The following is a 24637-nucleotide window of genomic DNA, read 5'->3' on the forward strand; positions in this document are numbered from 1 at the left end:
CGGCTCACACATGCATTCATCATCCACGGACGCAGCAGGAGCGAAACTCCGTCGCAGAGAGTATCCATGCCGCGACATCGACGCGTCGCGGCGGTGCAAAACCTTGACGCTGGCGGGTCAACGCCCCCCTCTGCCCTGCCGGGCATCTCCCCCACTTGGGGGGAGATCGGCAGCTTCGCCGTCCGGCCTGTCTTTCAACGTTGGAGATTGGCGAAAGCGAAGACAACAGCCAATCTCCCTCCTTGTCGGGGAGATGTCCGGCAGGACAGAGGGGAGCGCTTTCCCGCCAGCCTCGCCGCAGCAATGCTCGAATTCAGGAAGGCCCGCTCAGCCTCGGCGGCGGCGCCAGCACATCCTCCGCCGAAAGCGTCCGCGCCTCCGAAGGCAGCATGATCGGGATGCCGTCGCGCACTGGATAGGCGAGCTTGGCGACCCGCGAGACCAGTTCACCCCGCTCCGGATCCCAGGCCAGCGGCCCCTTGGTCAAAGGACAGGCCAGGAGCTCCAGCAGCTTCGGGTCGACATTGATCTTCTTTCCGTCACGCCCATCCGCTGCCATCGCGCCCTCTTATTGTAGACTCGAACCAAAATCCTCATTCTCGCGCGCCAGCGCCATTTCGGTGATGGCGATCAGCGTTTCGGCCCGCGTCTTCAGGTCAGCGGCTTCGAGCAGCGCCTGTTTCTCGGCCGGCCCATAGGGCGCCATCATCGACAGCGCGTTGACCAGCATGGCATTTTCGGCGCGGCTGACGCTTTCCCAGTCGGCTTCGAGATCATTGGCCTGCAGATAGGCGCGAAACGCCTTCAGCAATGCCGGCCGGTCGATCTCGTTCGCCGCCGGATCGTCATCGAGATCGGCGAGGAAGGGCGCCGGCTTCACCTGGCGAAACGGCGTCTTGACCGTCAGTTCATGGGCGATGCGGAACCGGAATACGCCCTGCAGCGAAATCAGGTAACGGCCGTCGCCGGTTTCGGAAAAGGCGATGATGCGGCCGGCGCAGCCGACATTGCAGAGCTCCGGCTCGCCATCCTCGCGCAGCGCGCCGTCGAGGCTCGGCTGGATGATGCCGATCAGCCGCGAGCCGGCGACCGCCTCGTCGACCATCTGCAGATAGCGCGGCTCGAAGATGTTGAGCGGCATGCGGCCGCCCGGCAGCAAAAGCGCGCCCTCCAGCGGAAAGATCGGGATCGTCGACGGCAGATCCTTGGCCAGCCGGTAATGCGCGTTTCCCGCTTGCACCACATTCCTCCGATCGACTTCTTCCGCCGCCGCCGGGGCTCGTCGGCTTGGCCGAAGTCAGCTTCCTAATCTGGCGCGGCCGCCGCCGACCACAAGCCCATGCGACGAAACAGCCGCCGGCTCAGGAAAACAGCAGCGCCGACAATTTGCGCCGCGCGGCCAGCGTCGCCTCGTCGGTCATGCCCCAGGCCTCGAAAAACTGCAGCAATTGCGTCCTGGCGCCGTCCTCGTTCCAGCCGCGGTCGGCCTTGATGATGGCCAGCAGATTGTCGGCCGCGGCCGTGCGTTCGCCCCTGGCGTTCTGGATCATGGCCAGGTCGAAGCGGGCCTGATGGTCTTTGGGGTTCTCGGCCAGGCGCCGCTCGAACTCGGCCGGATTGCCCAGCGCCGCTGCTTGCGCGGCAAGCGCCATCTTGGCGCGCACGGCGGCGAGCGGCGGTGCGTCCTTCTTGGCCTCAGGTGCCGTTGCCAGCAACGCCTCGGCGCCTTCAGTGTCGCCGGCCTCGAACAGCAGGTCGCCCAGTCCGGCAATTGCCTCGATCGTCTCCGGCGCCTGCGCCAGGATGGCGTCAAAAATGTCGGCGGCGGTCTGCATGTCGCCGGCCTCGCGCGCTTCGGCTGCTGCCGCCAAAGCCTCGGCCACGGCCGGAGCGCCATTGCCCTTGCCACCGACCTTGGTGATGAATTCGTTGATCTGGCTCTCGGGGATGGCGCCCATGAAGCCGTCGACCGGCTGGCCGTCCTTGAAGGCGATGACCGCGGGAATGGACTGGATGCCGAGCTGGCCGGCGATCGAGGGGTGATCGTCGATGTTCATCTTGACCAGCTTGACCTTGCCGCCGGCGGCCCGGACCGCCTTTTCCAGCTGCGGCGTCAGCTGCTTGCAAGGCCCGCACCACGGCGCCCAGAAATCCACCAGCACCGGCTGGCGGCGCGATTCCTGGATGACGTCGGCGGCGAAGGCCGCGGTCGTGGTGTCCTTGATGACATCGCCGGCGGGAGGCGCGGCCGGCGCATCGCCAAGCGAGACCTTTGCCGGCGCGGGGGCGGTTCCGCCATACTGAACGGTGGTGGCATATTGGCCGCCACTGCTGCCGAATGACCCGCCAAACGGCTTGTTGTCGCTCATCTCGTCACCCTTTCGGTCGCGCCGCCGGCCCGCAGGTCGGCGCCCATGTCATTGGAAGTCGGTTTTCGCCATCCATGTGGCGATCATGCCGAGACTTTCAAGATAGCAGCATCGTGCCCGGTTGCCTCGACGAATCTGATGAGATCGCTAGCGGCGATCGATGTCGTCGCCTCATTGGTCAGCGGATGGCCATTGATGACGGCATGCGCCATCAAATCCTCGTCGAGCACCAGCTTCACCCGCTTCTCCGTGTCGTTGATGACGCCGAAGACGGTGACGGCGCCCGGCGAGACGCCCAGAAGCTCCATCAGCATCTCCGGCTTGCCGAAGGACACACGGCCGGATGCGCCGATCAGCTGGTGAATCTGCTTGAGGTCGACGACAGCGTCTTCGCCGACCGTGACCAGGAAGAAATTGTCCTTCTTGTCCTTCAGGAACAGGTTCTTCGTGTGCCCGCCGGCAATTTCGCCGCGCAGCGCCTGCGAATCGGCCACCGTATAGAGCGGCGGATGGCGTATCGTCGAAACGGCGATGCCGAGTTCGGCGAGAAAGGCAAAAAGTTCGGCTTCGGTCTTCGGCATCGATTGTCTTCTTTGTCGTTTTTCCGCCTTGCCGTTTACGGCCAATGCGGTAGCCGACACAAGGCCGTCGCGCAGCGGCGTGGCGAAATCCTTGCGGCGCGGGCGGTTTGCCGGCATCGTTTGACGTGTTGAAAAAAGCCTGCGATTTCCCTGTTGCAATCGCCGCGCTCTTCAGCCATATAGGCCCGGCTTGCGGCCAAGACGCCGTGTGAGCGGGTGTAGCTCAGGGGTAGAGCACAACCTTGCCAAGGTTGGGGTCGAGCGTTCGAATCGCTTCACCCGCTCCAATTTCCTCCAGGGAAATCAAGCATCGAAAAGCCGCGGTCCGCCGCGGCTTTTTCGCGTTTTAGGGCGGTTTAGATCGCGGTTGCCTGAATGCACGGGCTACCGCGCAGTCCGTTCGTGGCTTCGACGCAGTTTGAAATCGCAGCGTCGAGCCGGTGTGCAGCGCCCTCCATGCAGAGCCGAGCAAGCGTCGGTCTTGTCATCAAAGAGCCAAGGTAAAGCAGTCAACGTTATTTATTTGATGCTTAACACGATGACGCTACAAGGAATAGATGGCCGTTACCCCCGACGAAACAACACCATCACTGCAACCAATTAACTGGGATGCAATTTTTTCCGAAGTGAATTCCTGGCGTGGTGCTTGTATGCACCATTTTTCAATGGTCGAAGCAGCGGCGACCGAAACACTGCTTGCGTTGAGCGCCACGGCACAGGGCGGGATTGCAGTGCGCCTGCGACATCTGATCGGGCAAAGGTTCGAAGACTTGGCAGCGGCGATCAGCCCCGACGGTCCATTTGGTGAGGCGGGTCAGCGCGCCCTTACCGAACTTTCAAAGTATCGCGAAAAGCATGAGACCTTCCGCACCCTGCTATGTCACGGAATGTTCAAGGTGACGGTTGAGCATAACGGCCAATGGACTTTAATCATTCGATCGCTGTCGATCCGCTCGCGTCAGCCTGACCGCACCATACTGGTGTTAGAGCACTCTGAGGCCGAAGCCAGACTGGCAGCCCTAAAACATGACGGGCAAAAACTCGCGTCGATTCTTGGCCAACTTCGTAAGGTCACAGCCATAATTTAAGTCTCATCCGGCCTGGAGACGATCGGCCTCATTTCGCCCTCACCCCGCCTTGCGCAGTGATGCCTGGTGCACCAGCGAGGTCCAGCTGTTCGTCGAGGCGAGGTGGCAGTAGAGCAGGCCGAGCGCGCCTGACTTTCTCAGGTCGAGGAAGGCCTCGTCGCTCAGTTTGTTGAAGGCCGGCTCGTCGATCACCTGGAAGTCGGTGAGGTTGAGCACTTCGCCGCCTTCCAGCGTTACCTTGCTCTGGCGCGGCGAAAACAGGCCGTGCGCGTCGATCTTGTCGATCATTTCGCGTGTGGCCCTGAAGTCGATCTGGAACTGGTTGCAGAAGGCGAGCGCCTGCTTGGTTGCTTCGGTCGGCTCGTTGCCGCTGAAGAACGGCGCGATCTTGTCTTCGCGGAAGGGTGCCATGAGCTGGTCGATAACGCGCTCGCTTGCCCTGTCCACGCACAGCGTCAGCCGGCCTGCCGTGGTCGGGTCCTCGGCAAGGATGAAGGGATAGCGGCGGACATAGGCGGGGACGTAGTGCGGCGCGGTCCACCGGCCGTCGGCGTCGACGAACAGGTTCTCGCCCTGCCGCACGCCGGTGATGATGACAGGTGCCTTGCCGGGGCCGATGAAGACGATCGGGTAGGAGCGCATCGCCGCCGGCATTTCCGACGCCACCACCGGAATGGCATGGGCGGTGCGTGCGAAGGCAAAGTCGCTGCGCGCGGTCAGGCCCAGCGAGCCATGCCGCACCGGATTGAGCGCTTCGGGTTTGGAATAGAACAGCGGCATGGCGTCCGCCGGCGCTGCTTGCGTCTTTGTCTCATTGTCAGCCATGGTCCCGTCCCTTCTCCCGCCAGCCGATCAGGCCGGATCCTCCGCATCAGACCCCAAGACTGGCATCTGCTCTTGTTGCGCTGATCTTGGTCGGGCCAAGACTCCGGCGCTGGAACAAAGTACTACAGTGTCCGCGGCACGCATAAAAGCACGACCGCCGCGGTATTTTGCGGTTTGCCCCGGCGAATTGTCTCGCCCAGCGGCCGGACAGGCTGACGGGCCTATGGACAGCCTGCCGCGAAGCGGCGAGATTGCCGCCACGAGCAATTGCAGGAAAAGCGTGAAACGGTTTTCCTGCAATTGCGGGAAATGAAAGGTCGGAGCGGGTCGGCGTCAAACACTGAAACCGCTCCAGCAAGCGGATTGAGGCTGAATGGCATGGCGTCGGTAACGGATTTCGAACAGGGTCAAGAGTTCACCGTCGAGGCCGGCGGCAGGCCGGTCCCGCTGGAACTGAGCGCGGTCACCCCTATTCCCGCCAGTCCGCGTCCGGGCGGCGGCTTTTCGCTGATGTTCCGGGGGCCGCGCGAAACGCCGCTGCCGCAAGCGACCTATCGCTTCGCCGGCAAGAGCGGGGTGCACGACATCTTCATCGTGCCGGTCGCCGCCGACGCGTCCGGCCGGCTTTACGAGGCGGTGTTCAATTAGGCCGGTGAAGCGGGCTTTTTGAAGCGACGCTTGCGTCGACCGACGCGCGCCTTGGCGATTGGCGGAAACGCCCGTTTCTTCGTCATCCTCGGGCGGAGCAAGGAGCGTAGCGACGCGACGCAGACCCGAGGATGACGAAGGGAGAAGGGCCTCGGCGGCTTCCCCTACCACTCGCTGAGCTTGGTGTCCGGTCCGTATTCCTGGCCGTCAATATCCTTCACCACCGCCTGGCCGCAGCGCATGGTCTTGGCTTTCTTGTCGTAGGCGTAGGTCGGCGAGCCGAACAGGTGCCAGCCCTTGTTCAAGGCCGCCGTCACCTTGTGGCAGAAGCTGGCATCGTCCGGGGCGGTCAGAAAGCGGTAGAGTTTCATGTCTCAAGTCCTGTCGTAAATAACTCGTTCTTTTTACGCAATTCCGGACGGAAAACCGCCACGCACTTTTCCTGGAATTGCTTTGGCCGGGATCATGCGCCGATGGCGGCCGCCTTCGCCAGCAATTTTTCGGCTTGCGCCAGATGCAGGCGCTCGACCATTTTTCCATTCAGCGAAATCACGCCCTTGCCGGCATTCTCCGCAAGTGAAAAGGCATCCTTTATCAGCCGTGCCTCGGTCAGCGCTTCCGGCGAAGGCGCGAAGGCGCGGTTGGCCGCGTCGATCTGGGCGGGATGGATGAGGGACTTGCCGTCGAAGCCCATGGCGGCGCCTTCCGCGCACTCACGGGCAAAGGCGTCGAGGTCGCGAAAATCATTGGCAACGCCGTCGAGCATGTCGAGGCCGCCGGCGCGCGCGGCCAGCACCATCTGCATCAGCCATGGCACGAGGTAGCGCCGGTCCGGCGTCACCAGCACACCGGTGTCCTTGGCCAGGTCATTCGTTCCGGCAACGAAACAGTTGAGCCGTGAGGCCGGATCGCGGCCCAGTTCGGCCATGGCGCCAATGTTGAGCAGCGCCTTGGGCGTCTCGATCATCGCCCATAATTTCACGCTGTCGGGGGCGAAATTGTCGTCGAGCACGTCGCCGACCTCGAGGATATCGCGCGGCGTGGCGACCTTGGACAAAAGGATGCCGTCGGGCTCGACTTTCGCCACGGCCAAGAGGTCGTCGGCGCCCCATTCGCTGGCCAGCGCATTGACGCGCACCACCATCTCGCAGCGATGGCCAAGATGATTGGCAACCGGGCGGCTGGCGAAGATTGCGGGCAGCTTTTCGCGGGCGGCAATCTTGTCAGCCGGGGCGACGGCGTCCTCGAGGTCGATGATGATTGCGTCGCAGGACAGCTGCGCGATCTTGGCCAGCGCCTTGTCGTTGGAGGCCGGGACGTAGAGCACCGAGCGGCGCGGGCGGTAGGGTTCGGTCATGTCCGATCTATGCAGCGTGTGGACGGGTGAGGCAAGCGCCCGACTTGTGCCTAAGACTAGCCAATCGCGAAAGCCGGCGTTGCCGCTCATTGCCCTGCCGGGCATTTCTCCCCGTAAACGGGGCGAAAGAAGCTGGCCGCAACGCCGGCATCCTTTCTGCACCGCTGACAATTGGCGACAACAGCGACGACAGCTCCCTTCTCCCCGTTCACGGGGAGAAGATGCCGGCAGGCAGATGAGGGGCAGCGCCAACGTCTGTAAAGGATGGCGGGCAGCGCTCTCAGGCGCAGCCTCTGCACGAAAACTGCACGCACCTGCCGAAAACCTCCTCGGATCCACCCTGCCATCTCCCTGCCGGCCTGCCAAACAGGCGGCATGCACAAGCGAGCAAAACCCCGTTGGTCCCTGCCCCGGCGCCTGCGCAGCGAAGGCTGGTGGCTGGTCGATCCGCCGCGCGCCAATTCCGTGGCGATCCTCATTCCCCTTGTCCGCAAGAGCCCGCCGCCATGGCGGCCGGGCACGATCAGGCCAGATGCCATCAGGAAGGTCAGTTCATGACATCGTTTTTCACCGCCGCACCAGGCTATTGCAGCCGCTTCGGCGTTGCCGTGCTGCTGGTCGTGCTGGCGGATTTCCTGTTCTACGGCCAGCCCGCCGGCATCACGGTCTTCCTGTTCGCCACCTTGATCGCCGCCGCGGTCGTGGCCGTGCACCCCGCGGCCTTCAGCGACATCAGGGTCTGGCTCAAGCCCGCAGCCCTGCTGGTCGCACTGCTGCCGCTCGCCGAAAATGTCAGCACCCTGTCTGTCTCAATCGCGCTGGCGGCGCTGGTCGTCTTCGCGCTTTCGCTGAGCGGACGCCTGCGGCACGGCATCGCCCGCATTCCCGGCCAGGTCGCGCTGTTTTGGCTGGCAGCGCCGTTCCGCTTCATCAGAGATTTCATCCGCTGGCGCAAGACGGCGCGGCGCCTCGGCCGGCGCCGCGTGCGGCTGGCGGCGATCGCTGTCTGGGTGATGCCGCTGACGCTGGGCGCCATATTCCTGGCGCTGTTCGGCGCCGCCAATCCGGTCATCGAATACTGGCTGTCGCTGATCGATCTGATGAAGCTGCTCGATCTGATCCAGCTGGCGCGGATTGCCTTCTGGCTGCTCGTGCTCGCCGGCGTCTGGGCCTTTTTGCGGCCGCGCCTGCCGCGTTTTTCGAAGCGCGTCGCCCGGCCAAACAATGCCGTTGCCGCTGTTCAACCGCCGACCAATCCGCAAAGGCACGTCGTCGAGGACATCGTGTTCGGCAAGGCCGCCATCCTGCGCGCGCTTGTTGTCTTCAACGTGCTGTTTGCGCTGCAGACCGGGCTCGACGCCACCTATCTGTGGGGCGGCGCAGCGCTTCCCGACGGCTTGAGCTACGCCGCCTATGCGCATCGCGGCGCCTATCCCTTGATCGTCACCGCACTGCTTGCCGCCAGTTTTGTCCTGGCGGCGCTCAGGCCGGGAAGCGAGACCTCAAGCGATCCCATCATCCGCCGGCTGGTCTATGCCTGGGTGGCGCAGAACATCATGCTGGTCATCTCGTCGATCCTGCGGCTCGATCTCTATATCGGCATCTATGCGCTGACCTACTGGCGCATCGCCGCCTTCGTCTGGATGGGGCTGGTGGCGGCCGGGCTGGCGCTGATCATCGCCCGCATCGCGCTTGGAAAATCCAATGAATGGCTCTCCTCCGCCAATCTTCTGACGTTATCGGCGACGCTCTATGCCTGTTGTTTCGTCAATTTCGCCGCAACGATCGCCAATTACAATGTCGACCATTCCCTTGAAATGACCGGCCAGGGCATCCCCCTCGACGCCTGGTATCTGCGCTCGCTCGGGCCGGGCGCGTTTCCCGCGCTCGATCGTTTCTTCGATCATCAGGCCAAGACGGCTGCCGCGGGCGCTATGCGCGAACTGGAAGGATTGCGGGCCAGCGACGAAGACTGGTATCGCACCGTCCAGCAGAACTGGCGCGCCTGGAGCTTTCGCGACTGGCGGCTGCTGCGATATCTCGACAGCAAGGGGTCGCTCGTGCTTCCTCGGCCTTCGCAACCTTCCTTGCCGGGCCGCTGACCGATGCCGCATCACATTCTCGTCGCCGACGATGACCCGCATATCCGCGAAGTGATCTGCTTCGCGCTGGAAAAGGCCGGCATGAAAACGCATGCAGTGGCCGACGGCGCCGCCGCCTTGCAGGAGATCGGGCGCCGGGCGCCGGATCTGGTCGTGCTCGACATCGGCATGCCGGAGATGGATGGGCTGGAGGTCTGCCGGCGGCTGCGCCACACTTCCGATGTGCCGGTGCTGTTCCTGTCCGCGCGCGATGAAGAGATCGACCGCATTCTTGGGCTGGAAATGGGCGGCGACGACTATGTGACCAAGCCGTTTTCCCCGCGCGAGCTGGTCGCCCGCGTCAACGTCATTCTGCGCCGCGCCCGCCCGGCAGCGCCCGAACCGGCCGACGACCGGCAGTTCGCGCATGGCAAGCTCACACTGGCGCCGGCCAGCCATGCCGTCAGCTTCGACGGCAAGCCGCTTGCGCTGACGGGGATCGAGTTCTCGATCCTGAAAGGGTTTCTGGCACGGCCGACTTATGTGCTCGACCGCGACGCGGTGATGGCCAGTGCCTATGCGGGAAAAATCCATGTCGCCGACCGCACTGTCGACAGCCATATCCGCAACATCCGCGCCAAGCTGGCGGCTGTAGGCTGCCTTGACGCCATCGAGACCGTGCATGGCGTCGGCTTCCGGCTTGGCCGATGCGGCTGACGACTTCGCGCAAATGGATCGGCCGCAAATGGCGGCCACGGCTTGCCACCGTCGTCGTCGCCATCCTGATCCTGGTTATGGCCCTGCCGCTGGTCGGCCTGTTCTTCTTCCGCCTCTACGAGAACCAGTTGATCCGCCAGACCGAGGCCGAGCTGATTGCGCAAGGGGCGGCCATCGCCGCCATCTATGCGCAGGATGTGCGCGACGCCGGCATTCTCCCGGAAAAACTCGGCGCGCCGATGCCGGAACCCAATGGCAGTGCCAGCCGAAGCGTCAATCCCGACGGACCGTACCGGCCGATCGAGCCAAGCCTCGATCTCGCCTCCGACTACGTGCTGCCGACGCGGCCGGCGGCGACGCCGGCGACCGCCGATCCCGCCTTTGCCGCCATCGGCACGCGCCTGTCCGGCATTCTCGACGCGACGCAGAAAACCACGCTGGCCGGCTTCCGGCTGCTTGATCCCCGAGGCGTCGTCATTGCCGGGCGCGGCGAGGTCGGGCTGTCGCTTGGCGAGGTCGAGGAGGTGCGCGAGGCGCTCGCCGGCCGCTATGCCAGTGCGCTCAGGCTGCGCATTCCCGACCAGCCGACGCCACCGCTCTATTCGGTCAGCCGCGGCACCAAGGTGCGTGTTTTCGTCGCTCTGCCGGTGGCCGTCGACGGCCATGTCGCCGGCGTGGTCTATGTCTCGCGCACGCCCAACAACATCATAAAACATCTCTATGGCGAACGCGGCAAGGTGACGTTGGCAGCGATCGCCATTCTCGCCGGCACGCTGCTCATCGGCCTCGTTTTCCTGCGCACCGTCAGCCGGCCGATCTACGCGCTGATCGACCGCACGCAACGCATCGCCGCCGGCGAGCGCGACGCGATCCGGCCGCTCGACCATCACGGGACCTACGAAATGGCCGAGCTCTCCGCCGCCTTTCTCGACATGGCGGAAAAACTGCAGGCGCGGTCGGACTCGATCCAGACCTTCGCCACCCATGTCTCGCACGAGCTCAAATCGCCGCTGACGGCGATCCAGGGCGCGGCCGAATTGCTGCGCGATTCAGGCAGTGCGATGGACGATGAGGAGCGGCGGCGTTTTTCAAACAACATCGTCACCGATGCTGGGCGGCTCAATCTGCTGGTCCGGCGGCTGCTCGATCTGGCCAAGGCCGAAAACCTCGCCCCCAGCGGCGAAAGCACCTCGATCGGTGCCGCGCTGGCACAGCTGCCCGTCGACACCAGGCTGGCGGTTCGCGTCGAGGCGGGCGGCGATCTCGCCTTGCGCATCTCGGCCGAGAACGCGGTAATCGTGCTGGCCAACCTCATCGACAATTCCGCCAGGCATGGCGCGACGCTGGTTTCGATCGCGGCGACAGGCGCCGGCGGCAAGGCGACGCTGCTGGTTGGCGACGATGGCGACGGCATTTCGCCGAGCAACCGGGCGCGCATCTTCGAGCCGTTCTTCACCACGCGGCGCGCCACCGGCGGCACCGGCATGGGCCTCGGCATCGTGCTGGCCCTCCTGAAAGCGCATGATGGTATGATCCGGCTGGTTGACAGCGAGCGCGGCACGCGCTTCGAGATCACTTTGCCGGTGGCATAGACAGGCCGCCGACCGGATCGGAGAAAAAATGCGCTACGACATCGTCATCATCGGTGGGGCCATCGTCGGGTCCTCCATTGCCTATTATCTGCGCGAGGAAGGCTTTTCCGGCTCCATCGCGCTGATCGAGCGCGATCCGCAATTCGCCCATGCGGCAACGACGCTGTCCATGGCCTCGATCCGCCAGCAATTCTCCATCCCGGAAAACATCCGGCTGTCGCAGTTCACACTAAAACTGTTCCGGCGGCTGAAGGAGACATTCGGCACCGATGCCGATATCGGCTTCCGCGAGGGTGGTTATCTCATCCTGGCCGGCGAGAACGGCCTGCCGGTCCTCAAGGCCAACCATGATGCGCAGGTCGCCGAGGGCGCCGACATCGTGCTCGAGGACGCCGAGCAGCTGACACGGCGCTTCGCCTGGCTGTCGAGCGAGGGCATTTCCGCCGGCGCCTATGGCCGGACCGGCGAAGGCTGGTTCGACGCGCATGCGATGCTGATGCTGTTCCGCAAGGCGCTGCGCGAGAAGAAGATCGATTTCATCACTGCTGATGTCACCGGCATTGCGCGCCACGGCAACCGCGTCACCGGCGTCTCCCTCGACAATGGCCAGACGCTTGAGGCCGGTACCGTCATCAACGCCGCCGGGCCGAATGCCGGCAAGGTCGCCGCTCTCGCCGGGCTGGCGCTGCCGGTCGAGCCGCGCAAGCGTAACGTCTTCGTTTTCGAGGCGCGCGAGAAATATGCCGACATGCCGCTGCTGGTCGATCCCTCGGGCATCTATGTGCGCCCGGAAGGCTCGGTCTACCTCACTGGCGGCGCCGAGCCGGAAGAGGGCGACGGCCCAGCCGACCCCAGCGATTTCGAAGTCGACTGGCCGCTGTTCGAAGAGGTGATCTGGCCGGTACTGGCGACCCGCATTCCCGCCTTCGAAGCGATCAAGGCGACCCGCGCCTGGGCCGGCCACTATGACTACAACACGCTCGACCAGAATGCCGTGATCGGCCCGCATCCCGAAATCGGCAATTTCATCTTCGCCAACGGTTTTTCCGGCCACGGCCTGCAGCAGGCACCGGCGGTGGGCAAGGCGCTGGCCGAGCTGATCGTGCATGGCGGGTATCGGACGATCGATTGCTCGGCGTTTGGGTACGAACGCGTGGCCGAGGGGCGGGCCTTCCGGGAATTGAACGTGATTTGAGGGCGCGCTTCTTCCTTCTCCCCTTGCGGGAGAAGGTGGCCGAGCGAAGCTCGGTCGGATGAGGGGTGCTCCAGGGAACGCCAACGTCTCACTCCGCTGGAACACCCCTCAACCGTCTCAGCGCTAACGCGCCGATCCACCTTCTCCCGCAAGGGGAGAAGGAAGTGTCTACGCCGCCGCCAGATTCCCAGCCGCGACATAGTCCTGCAGCCAGGCCAGCACCCGGCCCCAACCCTCGGCATGTTCAGCCGCCGCATCGCTGAGCCCAGCAAAACCGCCATGGCAGATGGTGAGACGCGTACCCCCGGTGATCGGCTGCAGCAGCCAGGCGACCGTGGTTTGCCGCCGGCCAAGCGTCGCGTGATCCCAGGCATAGGCCCGCGTCTGTATGATCCGGCGCGGCGCTTCGATCTCGAGGAATTCACCGCCGGCCGGCAGGTCCTTGCCGTCGGCCGTGCGGACGACAACCGTCCAGCGGCCGCCGACGCGGAGGTCGGCCGACCAGTCGGCCATCCGGTAGGTGTCGGCGGACCCCCACCAGTGCTCTATCTCGCTCGTGATCAGCGCGCGAAAAATGCGTTCCGCAGGCGCTTCGATCTCGGCTGACGCCATGATCGTCTCGCCATTGGTCATGCTCTGTATCTTGGGAAAGTGCATCATCGATGCCTCCGATCCAATTTGTTTCGATATCGAAAACGATCCTTCAACCCTTTGATGGCGGGCGCTCGAAACCCTTGCCGGTCTCGAGCAGGCTTTTCAGGCTGGCCAGCACAAGCGGCCAGCCCTTGCTGACATTCGGGATCAGCCGGTGCGGGCCGTCGGCCTCGTGGGTGACGGCAAGCTTCATCAGCTCGCCATCCTGTTCTATGGCGAAGGTGCAGCGCGTGTAGCCGTCTTCCCTAACCTCCGGCATCCATTCATTGCGCCATTTGATGACGAGGCGTCGCGGCGGGTCGATCTCGAGGATCTCGCCCGAGTCGGCAACGCGGCCGTCGGGGAAGACCAGTTTCCAGCTGGAACCGACCTTCCACTCGCTCTCCTGATGGGAGCAGAGGAAGAACTGCCGGTTGAATTCCGGGTCGGTCAGCGCCTCCCAGAGCTTTTCGGCCGTGGTGCGGATGTAGGTTACGTAAACGAAGCTGTTGCTCATCAGTCATCCCTTTCGAGGCGTTTCTTCAGATCACTCAATGCATTCAGCCGATGGCGCTCGAATTTGCCGATCCAGCGCTCGGCGATCTCGTTGATCGGAACCGGGTTGAGGTAGTGCTCCTTCTCGCGTCCCCGGCGCAGCGTGGTGACGAGGTTGGCCTCCTCCAGGATCGCCAAATGCTTGGTCACCGCCTGGCGCGTCATGTCCATCTCCGCGCACAGCGCGTTCAGCGTCTGCCCATTCCGGGCATGGAGTTTGTCCAGCAATTGCCGGCGTGTCGGGTCGGCCAGGGCGCGAAAGACGTCATCCATGCTCATGGCTTTAATATGCAACCATTTGGTTGCATGTCAAGCGGCAAGATCGCACACCATCGGCAACCGGATGCCGTCACAGCAGAAAGAATCAGCCCTTGCGGGAGAACCAGAAGGCGTCGGCCATGCGTTTCATGCCGATGCGTTCGTAAAAGCCGACGGCGTTGGGCATGGAGATCAGGCTGATGGCGACCGATGGCCCGAGCTGCCGCCGCGCCTCGTCCATCAGGCCCTTGCCGATGCCGAGTCCTTGCGCCGATTGCGAGACGGCGAGCTCGGAGATGTAGCAGACCCAGGCAAAGTCGGTGACGGCGCGCGCCACGCCGATCAGCGGCTTGCCTTCGATGTCGAGGCGCGCGGTCAGCACAAGATTGGCGCCGGACAGCATCGCCTGCAGTCTGGCGGGATCATCGACGGGCCGTGTCTCGCCGAGGCCGGATTCCACCAGCACCTTGCGGAATTCTGCGACATTGAGCGCGGGTTCGCTTGCGTAGAGGACATGGGAATTTTCAGCCATGCCGGCAGACTGCACCATCGGCCAGCGAATTCGAAGCCGCTTTGTGGGGTGGCTGTTGTGCCAATGCGCACGAACAGTTGCCTTTTATTTGCCCTCGGCTTTGTGTAAACGGAGCTTCAGCAAATCCCCCCGCAACGAAAACACGGGCCAAAGCCATGGAAAAATTCACCAAGCTCACCGGCGTCGCCGCTCCCATGCCGATCGTCAATGTCGACACCGACATGATCATCCCGAAGGATTATCTCAAGACGATCAAGCGCACCGGCCTCGGCACCGGCCTGTTCGCCGAAATGCGCTACAATGACGACGGTTCGGAAAACCCGGATTTCGTGCTCAACAAGCCGGCCTACCGCAAGGCGCAGATCCTGGTCGCCGGCGACAATTTCGGCTGCGGCTCGAGCCGCGAGCACGCGCCGTGGGCGCTGCTCGATTTCGGCATACGCTGCGTCATCTCGACCTCGTTCGCCGACATTTTCTACAACAACTGCTTCAAGAACGGCGTGCTGCCGATCACCGTCAGCCCCGAGGATCTCGAGAAGCTGATGGATGACGCCTCGCGCGGCTCCAACGCCACTTTGTCGATCGACCTCGAGGCCAAGGAAATCCGTGGCCCCGATGGCGGCGTGGTCAAGTTCGACCTCGACGATTTCAAGCGGCACTGCATGCTCAACGGCCTCGACGATATCGGCCTGACCATGGAGAAGGCCGGCGCCATCGCCTCGTTCGAGAAGCGCAACGCCGAACAGCGCCCCTGGGCCTGAACAGCACCATCCGAATATAGGCCCGGCCCTTTCAGGCCGGGTTTGGCGGCGACTGAAGGGAGGGACAGTCATGGCACGTTCGCTTCTTGCCGGCGTTTGCGGGCTGGCCTTGTTGCTAGTGCCCATAGCGAGTGCCTTTGCGCAGACACAGACACCCGCAGCAGCCCAGAAGCCGGCCGACCAGCCGGCGACCGACCAGGGAGCGCCGAGCAGCAGCGACGCGGCGCCCGCCGACGACGACAAGCAGGCGCCGATAGCGTTCGAGGGCGGCCAATTGACCATCACCCAGCCGGAGCAGGATGGCGAGAAAGTGCTCGCCTATGACGGCAAACAGCTGGCCAGCAATTACGATGTCTTCTTCGACAAGATCGTGAAGATCGGCGACGTCAATGTCGCGCTGGTCGATGTCGGCGACGGCGGCAATCAATGCGGCCCGGCCAAGGTCATCGTCTGGAAGCCGAAGGACGGCGAGATCAAGACCACCACGGTCGAACAGGACGAATGCGGCGCGCCGCCGGCCGCCATCGCCGACGACGCCATCTATTTCGTGCCTTACCTGCTGCCGGGCGAGACAAAGGCGACGCTGCAATGGTCGCCGACCCAAGGCCTGACGACCTCCGGCAACCTCGCCTATACGCCGGAACCCGGCACCGACTGGAAGGATGTCGATCCGGCGAAGTATGAGAACATCATCGATGCCTTCCACAACGAGGCTGTCTACAAAGCGGCCAAGGCGCTGCTCGGCGACACCATGCCCGACATGGCGACCAGCCTGCTGGTCGGCGGCGGCACGGAGAAGACCGCGTCGGGCGCCTTCTACGCCACCGGCTGCGTGCCGCATGACTGCGGCGGCAATGACGGTTTCATGGCGGTCGACGCGGCCAGGCACAAGGTCTATTTCTCGCGGCGCGGCGACGATGGCCAACCAGCGGCTTGGCCGCAGCTGAAGGACTGGCCGGACGACATCAAGAAGGCGCTCGACGACGCGCAGGGCGAGGCAAACTAACGGGCCTCGCCGAGCGACGGTCTTCCTGTTGCCATTTGCCGACGGAGGTCACGATGCAGAATCGGCGACAAATAACGGCAGCCGGGCTGCTTCTCGGCGGCGGCCTGCTCGCACCGACCCTCGCCCGGGCGGCGCCCTCGCCTCAATCGCTGGCGGACCGGTTCGCGGCGACATTGAGCGCAGGCGATATCGATGCCTTCTCCGAACTGTTCGCCGACACCTATGTGAATCATCAAAAAAGCGCCGCGGCACCGCCGCCGGCCAATGTCAGCCCGAAACAGGCGACCGTCGCTTTCTTCAAGGCGCGATTGACGGCAATGCCGGATCTCAAAGTCGCCACGGAAGCGGTGGTCGCGGATCAGGACCATGTAGCGGCGAGCTTCGTCTACAGTGGCCCACACAAGGGCACCTATTTCGGTGTCGCACCGACCGGTCGGACGCTGCGCTTCGCCTCATGCGACATTTTTCGGTTGCAGGACGGTCTGATCGTCGAGCACTGGGGCATGGGCGATATCGCTGGCGTGCTGGCGCAACTGCGAGCCTGATCTCCACCGGCTCACTGTTGTGGGCCCGCCATCGGGCCGGTCGAACGGAACTTGCTTCGCGCCTTTAGGCAGTGGTGAAATTCGGCTGAAGCCTTATGGCGAGGTCGGCTTGCCGCCGCCGCCGGCAACTTGGTCGCCGCAGGTTCCGGCCCGCCTTGGATCGAGTTCGATGGCTTTTCGGCAGTCGGCGGCGGCTCCGATGGCATCGCCGCTCAGCGCCCGGGTCAGCGAACGGACGAACCAGGCCCGCGCATCGTTCGCATCGAGCGCGATCGCCTTGTCGAAATCGGCAATGGCGCGATCGTTGTTGCCTTTGCTTGCCCAGGCGACGCCTCGAAAATAATAGCCGTCGACGATCGCGGGATCGAGTTGGATCGCCTTGCTGGCGTCGGCGATCGCGCGCCCCCAGCCATCCTTGCTGAGCCAGGCCGCGCTGCGGTTGGCATAGGCTTCGGCGCTCTTGGGGTCGATGCCGATGGCGGCGTCGTAATCGGCCATCGCCTGATCGAACTCACCCCTGTCGAGGCGGTTGAGGGCGCGATTGAGAAGCGCGATCATGTCGGTCGGGTCAAGCCGGATAGCCTCATCATATTCGGCGCTCGCCTTGTCGCGCTTGCCTTTCCTGTCCCAAGCTTGACCCAGTCCTGTATGCGCCGCGCTGTTTTGCGCATCAGCCTTGATCGCCTGCTGGTAATCCACCATAGCCGCGTCGATATTGCCCTTGCGCAGGAAGGCCGCGCCGCGGCTGGAATAGGCCTCGCTGGCGGACGGCTCAAGGCTTATGGTGACGTTGAAGTCCGCTATTGCGCGGTCGTCGTCTCCCTTGTTGTACCAGTCGGCGCCACGGTTGAAGTAGGCCGCAGCCTGCTTGGGATCGATCGCGATCGCCTCGCCATAGTCGGCGATCGCACCGTCCCAGTCTTCCTTGTCGTTCCGGGCGGAAGCTCGGTAGAAGTAGGCTTTGGCGCGCAGGCGTAGCGCTTCGGTCGTGTCCTCTGCAATTACCGAGCAGGCGGCGATTCGCCGGTCGGCCGCGCCATCGTCGACGCTCGCTTCGTTGCTGTAGATGGGCCCACCGTCGTCGTCCGAGCCATTTTCATCGCCGAAGCAAAGCGCATAGTCCCGCGTAACGGCCGAAGACGGAGCGGTCAGAGCGCCAAGCATGATAACAACTGCAAGGGCCACCAGCGGCCCGCGCATAAGCCCTGCAAAAAATGCGCGTGCCAGCGCGTCGGTGCGACGTGACATGGTTCTGACCCCCAGAGTTACTGCGCCTGCTCTCACGGATACTTATAGTTCCGTTTTTGTTCCTCAATGCAAGCAGAAATTGCAGTGGTCATTTGAAGCGATCGGTCTTTCATTAGATGGACGTGGATGGGAACGGTAAGCCGATTGCTAGGCTTCCGACCACAAATGCCTGGAGAGCCCGTTTGCCGAGATATTGCACCGTCGATTCGTCTGTATTGGCCTATGGCCGGATCAGGTCCTGCCTGCAAAGTTGCGGCGCCGATTTTTGAGGACATCCATGCGCAAACTCATCTCCACCGGCTCGCCCTTCGAAAAGACCGCCGGCTATTCGCGCGCCGTGGTGCAGGGCGACTGGTGTTTCGTCTCCGGGACGACCGGCTACGACTACGCCACCATGACGATGCCGGAGACGGTCGAGGCGCAGACGCGCAACTGCCTGGCGACGATCGGCAAGGCGCTTGCCGACGGCGGCTTCGACATGGCCGATGTGGTGCGGGCGCATTACTACATCACCGACCAGGCCTTTGTTGACGTCGTCTTCCCGATCCTCGGCGAGACGTTCGGCGACATCAGGCCGGCGGCGACGATGATCGTCTGCCAGCTCAACAAGCCAGAAATGAAGATCGAGATCGAAGTGACGGCGCTGCGGCGGACAGCTGCGGGATCCTGAGGAAAGCCATGAAGGTCCGGCGCATCGTAGCCAATATCGACACGCAGGATGCGGCAGCCGCCAGACGTTTCTACCATGACGTGCTCGGCCTCGACGTGCTGATGGATCAGGGCTGGATCGCCACCTACGGTTCCGGGGAACAGATGCAGGTGCAGGTCTCCTTCATGGCGCAAGGCGGCTCCGGCACGCCTGTGCCGGACCTGTCGATCGAGGTCGACGATGTCGATGCGGCGCTGGCCGCGATGAAGGGCGCCGGCTTCGCCATCGAATACGGGCCGGCCGACGAGCCATGGGGCGTGCGGCGCTTCTATGTGCGCGATCCCCTGGGCCGGCTGGTCAACATTCTCTCGCATCGGTGATGGCGCTTCTCAAGCGCAGGCTTGCGCCGCAAGCGCTTGGCGTTTAGCAAAGCGCCGGTTCAAATTCTTTTCTGGGACGGTTTCTCCATGGCAACGAAGCATCTTTTCCTGCTCCCCGGCGACGGCATCGGCCCCGAGGCCATGGCCGAGGTCAAGAAACTGATCGCGGCCATGAACGAAAAGCTCGGCAGCGGCTTCGTCACCGACGAGGGCCTGGTCGGCGGCTGCGCCTACGACGCGCATGGTGCGGCGATTTCCGATGCCGACATGGCAAAGGCGATGGCGGCGGACGCGGTGCTGTTCGGCGCGGTCGGCGGACCGAAATGGGATGCCGTGCCTTACGAGGTGCGTCCCGAAGCCGGCCTGCTGCGGCTGCGCAAGGACATGGAGCTGTTCGCCAATCTGCGCCCCGCCATCTGCTACCCTGCGCTGGCGGCGTCCTCCTCGCTCAAGCAGGAGGTGGTCGAGGGCCTCGATATCCTCATCGTGCGCGAATTGACCGGCGGCGTCTATTTCGGCGAGCCCAAGCAGATCATCGATCTCGGCAACGGCCAGAAGCGCGGCATCGACACCCAGGTCTACGACACGTTCGAGATCGAGCGGATTTCGGGCGTCGCCTTCGAGCTGGCGCGGACCCGCAAGAACCACGTCACCTCGATGGAAAAGCGCAACGTCATGAAGTCGGGCGTGCTGTGGAACGAGGTCGTCACCCAGACCCATAAGGCGCGCTATTCCGACGTCAAGCTCGACCACATGCTGGCCGATGCCGGCGGCATGCAGCTGGTGCGTTGGCCCAAGCAGTTCGACGTCATCGTCACCGACAATCTGTTCGGCGACATGCTGTCCGACATCGCCGCCATGCTGACCGGGTCGATCGGCATGCTGCCGTCGGCCTCGCTCGGCGCGCCCGACGTCAAGACCAAGAAGCGCAAGGCACTCTACGAGCCGGTGCATGGCTCGGCGCCCGACATCGCCGGCAAGGGCATCGCCAACCCGATCGCCATGATCGCTTCCTTCGCCATGTGCCTGCGCTATTCCTTCGGCATGGTCGATGAAGCCGACAGACTGGAAGGCGCCATCGCCGCCGTGCTCGATCAGGGCCTGCGCACCAAGGATATTTTGTCCGCCGGCATGACCGAGGTCGGCACCGTTGCGATGGGCGACGCGATCATCGCCAAGTTCCTGGGCTGATCGGGCATCTCGAAGGGGCCAATCTTCAAGGTTGGCGCCGCCCCTCATTGCCCTGCCGGGCATTTCTCCCCGTAAACGGGGAGAAAGAGGCAGCCGCAACGCCGGCCTCCTTCCTGCAACGTTGGCGATTGGCGAAATCAGCCACGACAGCGTCCCTCGCCCCGTTTACGGGGAGAGGATGCCGGCAGGCAGGTGAGGGGCAGCACCAACGTCGACAGAAAGAAGGGCGCGGAGCCTGTTCTGTGCGAAAAGCTAAATCCTGACGCCCGCCGGCACCGGTCCCCACTGGTTTTCGCGGCCCTGTGTCGGGATCAGCGCGAAGACCAGGATGATCAGGCTGCCGAAGGTCGGGATCAGGATCAGCAGGCAGAGCCAGCCGGTCAGGCCGAGGTCGTGCAGGCGGCGCACGATCATGCCGAGGCTGGGCAGGAAGGTGGCCAGCAGGAAAAGGCCGAAAAGCCCGACCGTCATCGCTGGCACCTCGGCGTTGTCGAAATTGCCGATCTCGACATCGGCGAAAACGCCGATGCCGATGATCACCAGCAACGCGATCGTCCAGAACAGGCAATAGCCCCAATATTCCTTGCGCCGGGCGCGGCCGGCGAAATTGAAATAGTTCTGGGTCACCCCACGCCAGAAATAGGACCAGAGATCGGTGGGCTCGGCCGGCTCGGCGGCCCGGCCGAAATGCTGCGCCTGCGCTGCGACGGCCGCCGGTGCGGGGGCGGCTTGAGCCGGTGCGGCGCTGGTGCCGGCGTCGGCAGCCGGGCCTGCCGCCTGGGCGGCGATCGCGAAAACGTCACGCGCCTGGCCGCCGCCGGCCTGGAACTCGACCGCCGTGCCCCTGGGCATCGCGGTTTGCCGGCGAAGGTTCTCGCGGGTGAAGGTGTAGCGGTTGCCGTCGGCTCCGGTGATGAAGCCGAAGCCCTGGTCCTCGTCATAGTGAAGCACTTCGCCACGCATCACCCACCCCCCTTTTATCGCCACGTCCCCGCCAAGGTGTGACACAGGGCCGAGCCCGCGGGCAAGGCCGTGCGACATGGCTACCATCTTAGCGGCAAATCGAGCATAAGGCTTCACGTGCAGCCGTCTTCGCCAAAGCAGACCATGACAGTCGAGCAATCCGATGCCAGCGCCGCGACCGCGGATGGGCAGGTCGCAAGGCCGCCGAGGCTGGCCCCTGCCGTAGCCGTCGATGCCACAGGGCTGATGTTCTGGCCGCCCGGCAAGGGCCTGGCGGGCATTCCGCGGGTGGAGAGCTTTCTCGTCAACGCGGCGTTGGCGGATCCCGATCCCGAGGTGGAGGTGGTGGCGTTCAGGCCCGGAGAAGGCCGGTTCCGGCCGCTCGCGCCTTTCGAACAGGACCATGTCGCGGCGGGCGGGATTTCACCGCATCGTGTCAAGCGGTGGCCGGGGAGACGCGCGGCGCTGTCGCGGGCTTTCGAGGCGGTGCGGCAACAGCCCTGGGACAAGCGTGACGCGGACCGCCATCTGGCCAGGACGGTGACCAATGGCGGCATGGGGATCGCCTGGCAGGCGACGCGACTGTTGATCCGCGCCTATCGCCTGTACCAGCGGGCGCGGATCCGCTTTGGCTGGCGAGAGGATGCCCCAGCCCGGCCGGTCGAGACGGAGCCAGGCCTTGTGCTGATCAGCCATCACATCCTGACCCAGGAAGACCGGTCCGCCGTTTCGGGCGGCGCCGGCAAGCTTGCCTTCCTGTGCCACGATATCATCCCGGCATTGCGCCCTGACCTGCTCGGCTCGAGCGCCGGCGAGCGCCGTTTCGGCTCCGATCTCGAGCAACTGGTGCGCGCCGGTGCGCCGGCATTCTGCGCCTCCGACGAGGTCGGCGCGACGCTGAGCGAATATATGCGCAAGGCCGGCGTCGGCGCGCCGGTGGTGTACCGTTTTCCGATGCCTTCCATCCTGCACGAGACGGCATCGCGCATGGGCGCGACCGCGCGCATCGAGGCCGGCGAGCCGTTCGTGCTCTACTGCTCGACCATCGAAGTGCGCAAGAACCACATATTGCTGGCGCGGATCTGGCAGCAGGCACGGGAAGAGGGCGTCAAGCTGCCAAGGCTTGTCTGCGCCGGGCGCTGGGGCTGGATGATCGAGCCGCTGCGCGCCTATCTCAAGGCGCATCCCGAGCTCTTCCAGTCGGTCACATTCACCGGACTGGTCAGCGACGAGCAGCTCATCCAATATTACCGCAGCGCCACGTTCGGCGTCTTTCCCTCGCATATAGAGGGCTGGGGCTACGGCGCCTCGGAATGTCTCGATTTCGGCGTTCCGGTCATCGTCTCGACCACACCGTCGCTGATCGAGGCGAGCGGCGGGCTGATGCCGGCGATCGATTCCGAAGACCAGCAGGGCTGGTACGCGGCGATCCGCAAGATGGCCGACGACCATGCCTGGCGCTCGTCGCTTGTGGAGCGCATCGCCCAAAACCACCGGCCGACACCGGCTTCGGCAAGCTGGGCCGCCATTAAGGCCGGCCTGAAGGACAGCGCGTCCCGCCGCCTGTAGATTTTAGACTAGGAGGGCCGCTTCGCCTTCTTGTGTTTCGGCGGGCCGGCATTGTCGAATTTCGGCTTGCCGGGCTTCTTCGCCCATGACTTTGCCGCATGCGCGGCTGCCGGGCGCTGGTCGGCCGAAGCCGGTGTGCGCTTCTCGAATTTGCGCTTCGGCGCGTTCGGGTCGAATGGCGCCTTGCCGCGATGCGGCTTCTTGTCCGGGCTCGGCGGCTGATAGCCGGCCCGCGACAGGTCCGGCGCGCCGTCCAGGCGCTTTACCACGATGTTGCCCTGCAATTTGCGGTCGGGCCCGATGGCGGTGAGAAAACGGTCGGCCCAGTCCTCGGCGATCTGCACGAAGGTCTCTTCCGGCTGCATCTTGATGGCGCCGATCTCGCGCTTCGAGATGCTGCCGGTGCGGCACAGCATCGGGATCAGCCAGCGCGGCTCGGCATTCTGCCGGCGGCCGACCGACAGCGAGAACCAGACGCTTGCGCCGAAATCGTCGCGGCGGCTGGGCGCCTCGTCGCGGGGCGTGAACTTTTCACCCGCCGGTCTTTCACGCGCCAATCCTTCACGCGAGGGCGTGAAGGGTGCGACGTCCATGAGATCCTCGGGCGCCGAGCGGCTGGCACGGCATTGGCGCACGAAGGCGGCCGCAACCTGTTCGGCGCCATGTTTGGCGAGCAGTGCGTCGATGAAACCGCGCTCATCCTCCTTCACCGGCCCGTCGAAAGCCGGGTCGGCGAGGATGCGCTCGTCGTCGCGGCGGATCACATCGTCGGCCGAGGGCGGGCTGGCCCATGTCGCCTTGAGGCCGGCGTTTTGCAACAGCCGCTCGGTGCGCCTGCGGGCGCTGCCCGGCACGATGAGCGCGCTGACGCCCTTGCGTCCGGCGCGGCCGGTGCGGCCGCTGCGGTGCAGCAGCGTTTCGGGATTGGTCGGCAGGTCGGCGTGGATGACCAGTTCGAGATTGGGCAGGTCGATGCCGCGCGCCGCGACGTCGGTGGCGATGCAGACCTTTGCGCGGCCGTCGCGCATCGCCTGCAGCGCATGGCTGCGCTCGTTCTGGCTGAGCTCGCCCGACAGCGCCACGACGGAAAAATTGCGGTTGTTGAAACGCGCGGTGAGATGATTGACGGCGGCGCGCGTGTTGCAGAACACCAGCGCGTTCTTCGCCTCATAGAAACGCAGCACGTTGATGATGGCGTTCTCGCGGTCGGCCTGGGCGACGTTGAGCGCCCGGTATTCGATGTCGAGATGCTGCTTTTCCTCGCCGGCCGCCGAAATCCGCACGGCATCGCGCTGGTAGCCCTGGGCGAGCGTGGCGATGGAGCGCGGCACGGTGGCCGAGAACATCAGCGTGCGGCGCTCGGCCGGGGCGGCGTCGAGGATGAATTCGAGGTCTTCGCGAAAGCCGAGATCGAGCATCTCGTCGGCCTCGTCGAGCACGACGGCTTTCAGCGCCGACATGTCGAGCGATTGCCGTGTGATGTGATCGCGCAGGCGGCCCGGCGTGCCGACGACGATATGGGCGCCGCGTTCCAGTGCCCGCCGCTCGGTGCGCATATCCATGCCGCCGACGCAGGACGCCACCGTCGCGCCGGTCGGTTCGTAGAGCCATTCCAGTTCGCGCGTCACCTGCAGCGCCAGTTCGCGCGTCGGCGCCACCGCCAGCGCCAGCGGTGCCGTGGCCGCGCCAAAGCGCTCCGCGCCGTCGAGCAGTGTTGGCGCCATGGCGAGGCCGAAGGCCACGGTCTTGCCGGAGCCGGTCTGCGCCGACACCAGCGCATCGGCCTGGCCAAGCTCCAGCACCGCCTTCTGCACCGGCGTCAGTTCGGAATAGCCGCGTTTTTCCAACGCCTGTGCCAGCGCCGGGACGATACCTTCGAAGTTGGACATCTCAC

The 24637-nt window shown here is 64.4% G+C and carries 27 protein-coding genes and 1 tRNA gene; 14 read left to right on the forward strand and 14 right to left on the reverse strand.

The annotated features are described in order from the left end of the window. Positions 1 to 313: 313 nt before the first annotated feature. The 4 genes from AC04SF_RS15550 to AC04SF_RS15565 form a co-directional block, all read right to left on the reverse strand. The gene (locus AC04SF_RS15550) at positions 314 to 559 is read right to left on the reverse strand and encodes a Trm112 family protein (protein WP_202352161.1); all 246 of its coding nucleotides are present in this window, start codon (positions 557 to 559) and stop codon (positions 314 to 316) included. A gap of 9 nt (positions 560 to 568) precedes the next feature. Then, positions 569 to 1240: an LON peptidase substrate-binding domain-containing protein gene (locus AC04SF_RS15555; protein ID WP_096451847.1), complete on the reverse strand. Its 672-nt coding sequence runs from the start codon at positions 1238 to 1240 to the stop codon at positions 569 to 571. Positions 1241 to 1361: 121 nt separating this feature from the next. Continuing rightward, positions 1362 to 2369, reverse strand: coding sequence for a thioredoxin (gene trxA, locus AC04SF_RS15560; protein ID WP_488478526.1), 1008 nt, complete (start codon positions 2367 to 2369; stop codon positions 1362 to 1364). Positions 2370 to 2452: 83 nt separating this feature from the next. After that, on the reverse strand, positions 2453 to 2950 hold the full coding sequence (locus AC04SF_RS15565; protein WP_488478527.1) for a prolyl-tRNA synthetase associated domain-containing protein: 498 nt from the start codon (positions 2948 to 2950) through the stop codon (positions 2453 to 2455). Positions 2951 to 3162: 212 nt separating this feature from the next. Between AC04SF_RS15565 and AC04SF_RS15570 the strand changes: the two genes are divergently transcribed. Both AC04SF_RS15570 and AC04SF_RS15575 read left to right on the forward strand, forming a co-directional pair. Further along, positions 3163 to 3237, forward strand: a tRNA-Gly gene (locus AC04SF_RS15570). Between the two features lie 270 nt (positions 3238 to 3507). Beyond that, positions 3508 to 4038 carry a hypothetical protein gene (locus AC04SF_RS15575; protein ID WP_202352176.1) on the forward strand — a complete coding sequence of 177 codons (531 nt, stop codon included), beginning with the start codon at positions 3508 to 3510 and terminating at the stop codon, positions 4036 to 4038. Positions 4039 to 4077: 39 nt separating this feature from the next. On the opposite strand, the gene AC04SF_RS15580 is transcribed toward AC04SF_RS15575, so the two are convergent. After that, complete coding sequence (locus tag AC04SF_RS15580; RefSeq protein WP_488478528.1) at positions 4078 to 4863, reverse strand: SapC family protein; 786 nt, start codon at positions 4861 to 4863, stop codon at positions 4078 to 4080. Positions 4864 to 5241: 378 nt separating this feature from the next. On the opposite strand from AC04SF_RS15580, the gene AC04SF_RS15585 reads away from it, so the two are divergent. Beyond that, on the forward strand, positions 5242 to 5511 hold the full coding sequence (locus tag AC04SF_RS15585; protein ID WP_488478529.1) for a DUF6916 family protein: 270 nt from the start codon (positions 5242 to 5244) through the stop codon (positions 5509 to 5511). Between the two features lie 164 nt (positions 5512 to 5675). Here the strand turns inward: AC04SF_RS15585 and AC04SF_RS15590 are convergent, their stop codons facing one another. Both AC04SF_RS15590 and AC04SF_RS15595 read right to left on the reverse strand, forming a co-directional pair. Beyond that, positions 5676 to 5882 (reverse strand): DUF1737 domain-containing protein, encoded by a 207-nt coding sequence (locus AC04SF_RS15590; RefSeq protein ID WP_488478530.1) that lies wholly within the window; start codon positions 5880 to 5882, stop codon positions 5676 to 5678. A gap of 92 nt (positions 5883 to 5974) precedes the next feature. After that, positions 5975 to 6868, reverse strand: a complete 894-nt coding sequence (locus AC04SF_RS15595; protein ID WP_488478531.1) for an HpcH/HpaI aldolase/citrate lyase family protein — start codon at positions 6866 to 6868, stop codon at positions 5975 to 5977. Positions 6869 to 7422: 554 nt separating this feature from the next. Here AC04SF_RS15595 and AC04SF_RS15600 point away from each other — a divergent pair. From AC04SF_RS15600 to AC04SF_RS15615, 4 genes are read left to right on the forward strand one after another with little or no spacing between them, the layout of a single operon-like run. Then, entirely contained in the window at positions 7423 to 8970 is a 1548-nt protein-coding gene (locus tag AC04SF_RS15600) for a DUF4153 domain-containing protein (RefSeq protein WP_488478532.1), read from the forward strand. 3 nt (positions 8971 to 8973) lie between these two features. Then, the gene (locus AC04SF_RS15605) at positions 8974 to 9666 is read left to right on the forward strand and encodes a response regulator (RefSeq protein WP_488478533.1); all 693 of its coding nucleotides are present in this window, start codon (positions 8974 to 8976) and stop codon (positions 9664 to 9666) included. Further along, positions 9657 to 11258: an ATP-binding protein gene (locus AC04SF_RS15610; RefSeq protein WP_488478534.1), complete on the forward strand. Its 1602-nt coding sequence runs from the start codon at positions 9657 to 9659 to the stop codon at positions 11256 to 11258. The genes AC04SF_RS15605 and AC04SF_RS15610 overlap by 10 nt, the downstream gene beginning before the upstream one ends. 28 nt (positions 11259 to 11286) lie before the next feature. Next, complete coding sequence (locus tag AC04SF_RS15615; protein ID WP_488478535.1) at positions 11287 to 12453, forward strand: NAD(P)/FAD-dependent oxidoreductase; 1167 nt, start codon at positions 11287 to 11289, stop codon at positions 12451 to 12453. 168 nt (positions 12454 to 12621) lie between these two features. Here AC04SF_RS15615 and AC04SF_RS15620 read toward each other — a convergent pair whose 3' ends face one another. The 4 genes from AC04SF_RS15620 to AC04SF_RS15635 form a co-directional block, all read right to left on the reverse strand. After that, complete coding sequence (locus AC04SF_RS15620; protein ID WP_488478536.1) at positions 12622 to 13113, reverse strand: SRPBCC family protein; 492 nt, start codon at positions 13111 to 13113, stop codon at positions 12622 to 12624. Between the two features lie 43 nt (positions 13114 to 13156). Further along, positions 13157 to 13603 carry an SRPBCC family protein gene (locus tag AC04SF_RS15625; protein WP_488478537.1) on the reverse strand — a complete coding sequence of 149 codons (447 nt, stop codon included), beginning with the start codon at positions 13601 to 13603 and terminating at the stop codon, positions 13157 to 13159. Continuing rightward, a complete protein-coding gene (locus tag AC04SF_RS15630; RefSeq protein WP_488478617.1) occupies positions 13603 to 13914 on the reverse strand; it encodes an ArsR/SmtB family transcription factor in 312 nt (103 codons plus the stop codon). Before AC04SF_RS15630 ends, AC04SF_RS15625 begins: the two co-directional genes overlap by 1 nt. 91 nt (positions 13915 to 14005) lie before the next feature. Continuing rightward, positions 14006 to 14431, reverse strand: coding sequence for a GNAT family N-acetyltransferase (locus AC04SF_RS15635; RefSeq protein WP_488478538.1), 426 nt, complete (start codon positions 14429 to 14431; stop codon positions 14006 to 14008). A 155-nt stretch (positions 14432 to 14586) separates the two neighbouring features. Here AC04SF_RS15635 and leuD point away from each other — a divergent pair, with 155 nt between their 5' ends. From leuD to AC04SF_RS15650, 3 genes are all read left to right on the forward strand, one after another. Continuing rightward, on the forward strand, positions 14587 to 15192 hold the full coding sequence (leuD, locus tag AC04SF_RS15640; RefSeq protein WP_096451815.1) for a 3-isopropylmalate dehydratase small subunit: 606 nt from the start codon (positions 14587 to 14589) through the stop codon (positions 15190 to 15192). Positions 15193 to 15262: 70 nt separating this feature from the next. Beyond that, complete coding sequence (locus tag AC04SF_RS15645; protein ID WP_488478539.1) at positions 15263 to 16198, forward strand: Ivy family c-type lysozyme inhibitor; 936 nt, start codon at positions 15263 to 15265, stop codon at positions 16196 to 16198. A gap of 53 nt (positions 16199 to 16251) precedes the next feature. After that, a complete protein-coding gene (locus AC04SF_RS15650; RefSeq protein ID WP_488478540.1) occupies positions 16252 to 16743 on the forward strand; it encodes an ester cyclase in 492 nt (163 codons plus the stop codon). Between the two features lie 93 nt (positions 16744 to 16836). Here the strand turns inward: AC04SF_RS15650 and AC04SF_RS15655 are convergent, their stop codons facing one another. Next, on the reverse strand, positions 16837 to 17991 hold the full coding sequence (locus tag AC04SF_RS15655; RefSeq protein WP_488478541.1) for a tetratricopeptide repeat protein: 1155 nt from the start codon (positions 17989 to 17991) through the stop codon (positions 16837 to 16839). Positions 17992 to 18268: 277 nt separating this feature from the next. Here AC04SF_RS15655 and AC04SF_RS15660 point away from each other — a divergent pair, with 277 nt between their 5' ends. The 3 genes from AC04SF_RS15660 to leuB all read left to right on the forward strand — a co-directional run bounded on the left by AC04SF_RS15660 (position 18269) and on the right by leuB (position 20211). After that, positions 18269 to 18661, forward strand: a complete 393-nt coding sequence (locus AC04SF_RS15660; RefSeq protein WP_488478542.1) for a RidA family protein — start codon at positions 18269 to 18271, stop codon at positions 18659 to 18661. A gap of 8 nt (positions 18662 to 18669) precedes the next feature. Further along, a complete protein-coding gene (locus AC04SF_RS15665) occupies positions 18670 to 19020 on the forward strand; it encodes a VOC family protein (RefSeq protein ID WP_488478543.1) in 351 nt (116 codons plus the stop codon). 87 nt (positions 19021 to 19107) lie between these two features. Continuing rightward, entirely contained in the window at positions 19108 to 20211 is a 1104-nt protein-coding gene (gene leuB, locus AC04SF_RS15670) for a 3-isopropylmalate dehydrogenase (protein ID WP_488478544.1), read from the forward strand. 252 nt (positions 20212 to 20463) lie between these two features. On the opposite strand, the gene AC04SF_RS15675 is transcribed toward leuB, so the two are convergent. Beyond that, positions 20464 to 21174 (reverse strand): DUF805 domain-containing protein, encoded by a 711-nt coding sequence (locus AC04SF_RS15675; RefSeq protein ID WP_488478545.1) that lies wholly within the window; start codon positions 21172 to 21174, stop codon positions 20464 to 20466. Between the two features lie 144 nt (positions 21175 to 21318). Here AC04SF_RS15675 and AC04SF_RS15680 point away from each other — a divergent pair, with 144 nt between their 5' ends. Then, positions 21319 to 22743, forward strand: coding sequence for a glycosyltransferase (locus tag AC04SF_RS15680; protein WP_488478546.1), 1425 nt, complete (start codon positions 21319 to 21321; stop codon positions 22741 to 22743). Positions 22744 to 22751: 8 nt separating this feature from the next. Here AC04SF_RS15680 and AC04SF_RS15685 read toward each other — a convergent pair whose 3' ends face one another. Further along, positions 22752 to 24632 (reverse strand): DEAD/DEAH box helicase, encoded by a 1881-nt coding sequence (locus AC04SF_RS15685; protein ID WP_488478547.1) that lies wholly within the window; start codon positions 24630 to 24632, stop codon positions 22752 to 22754. Between the last annotated feature and the right edge of the window lie 5 nt (positions 24633 to 24637).

It is taken from the genome of Mesorhizobium sp. CNPSo 4671, from assembly GCF_057784245.1.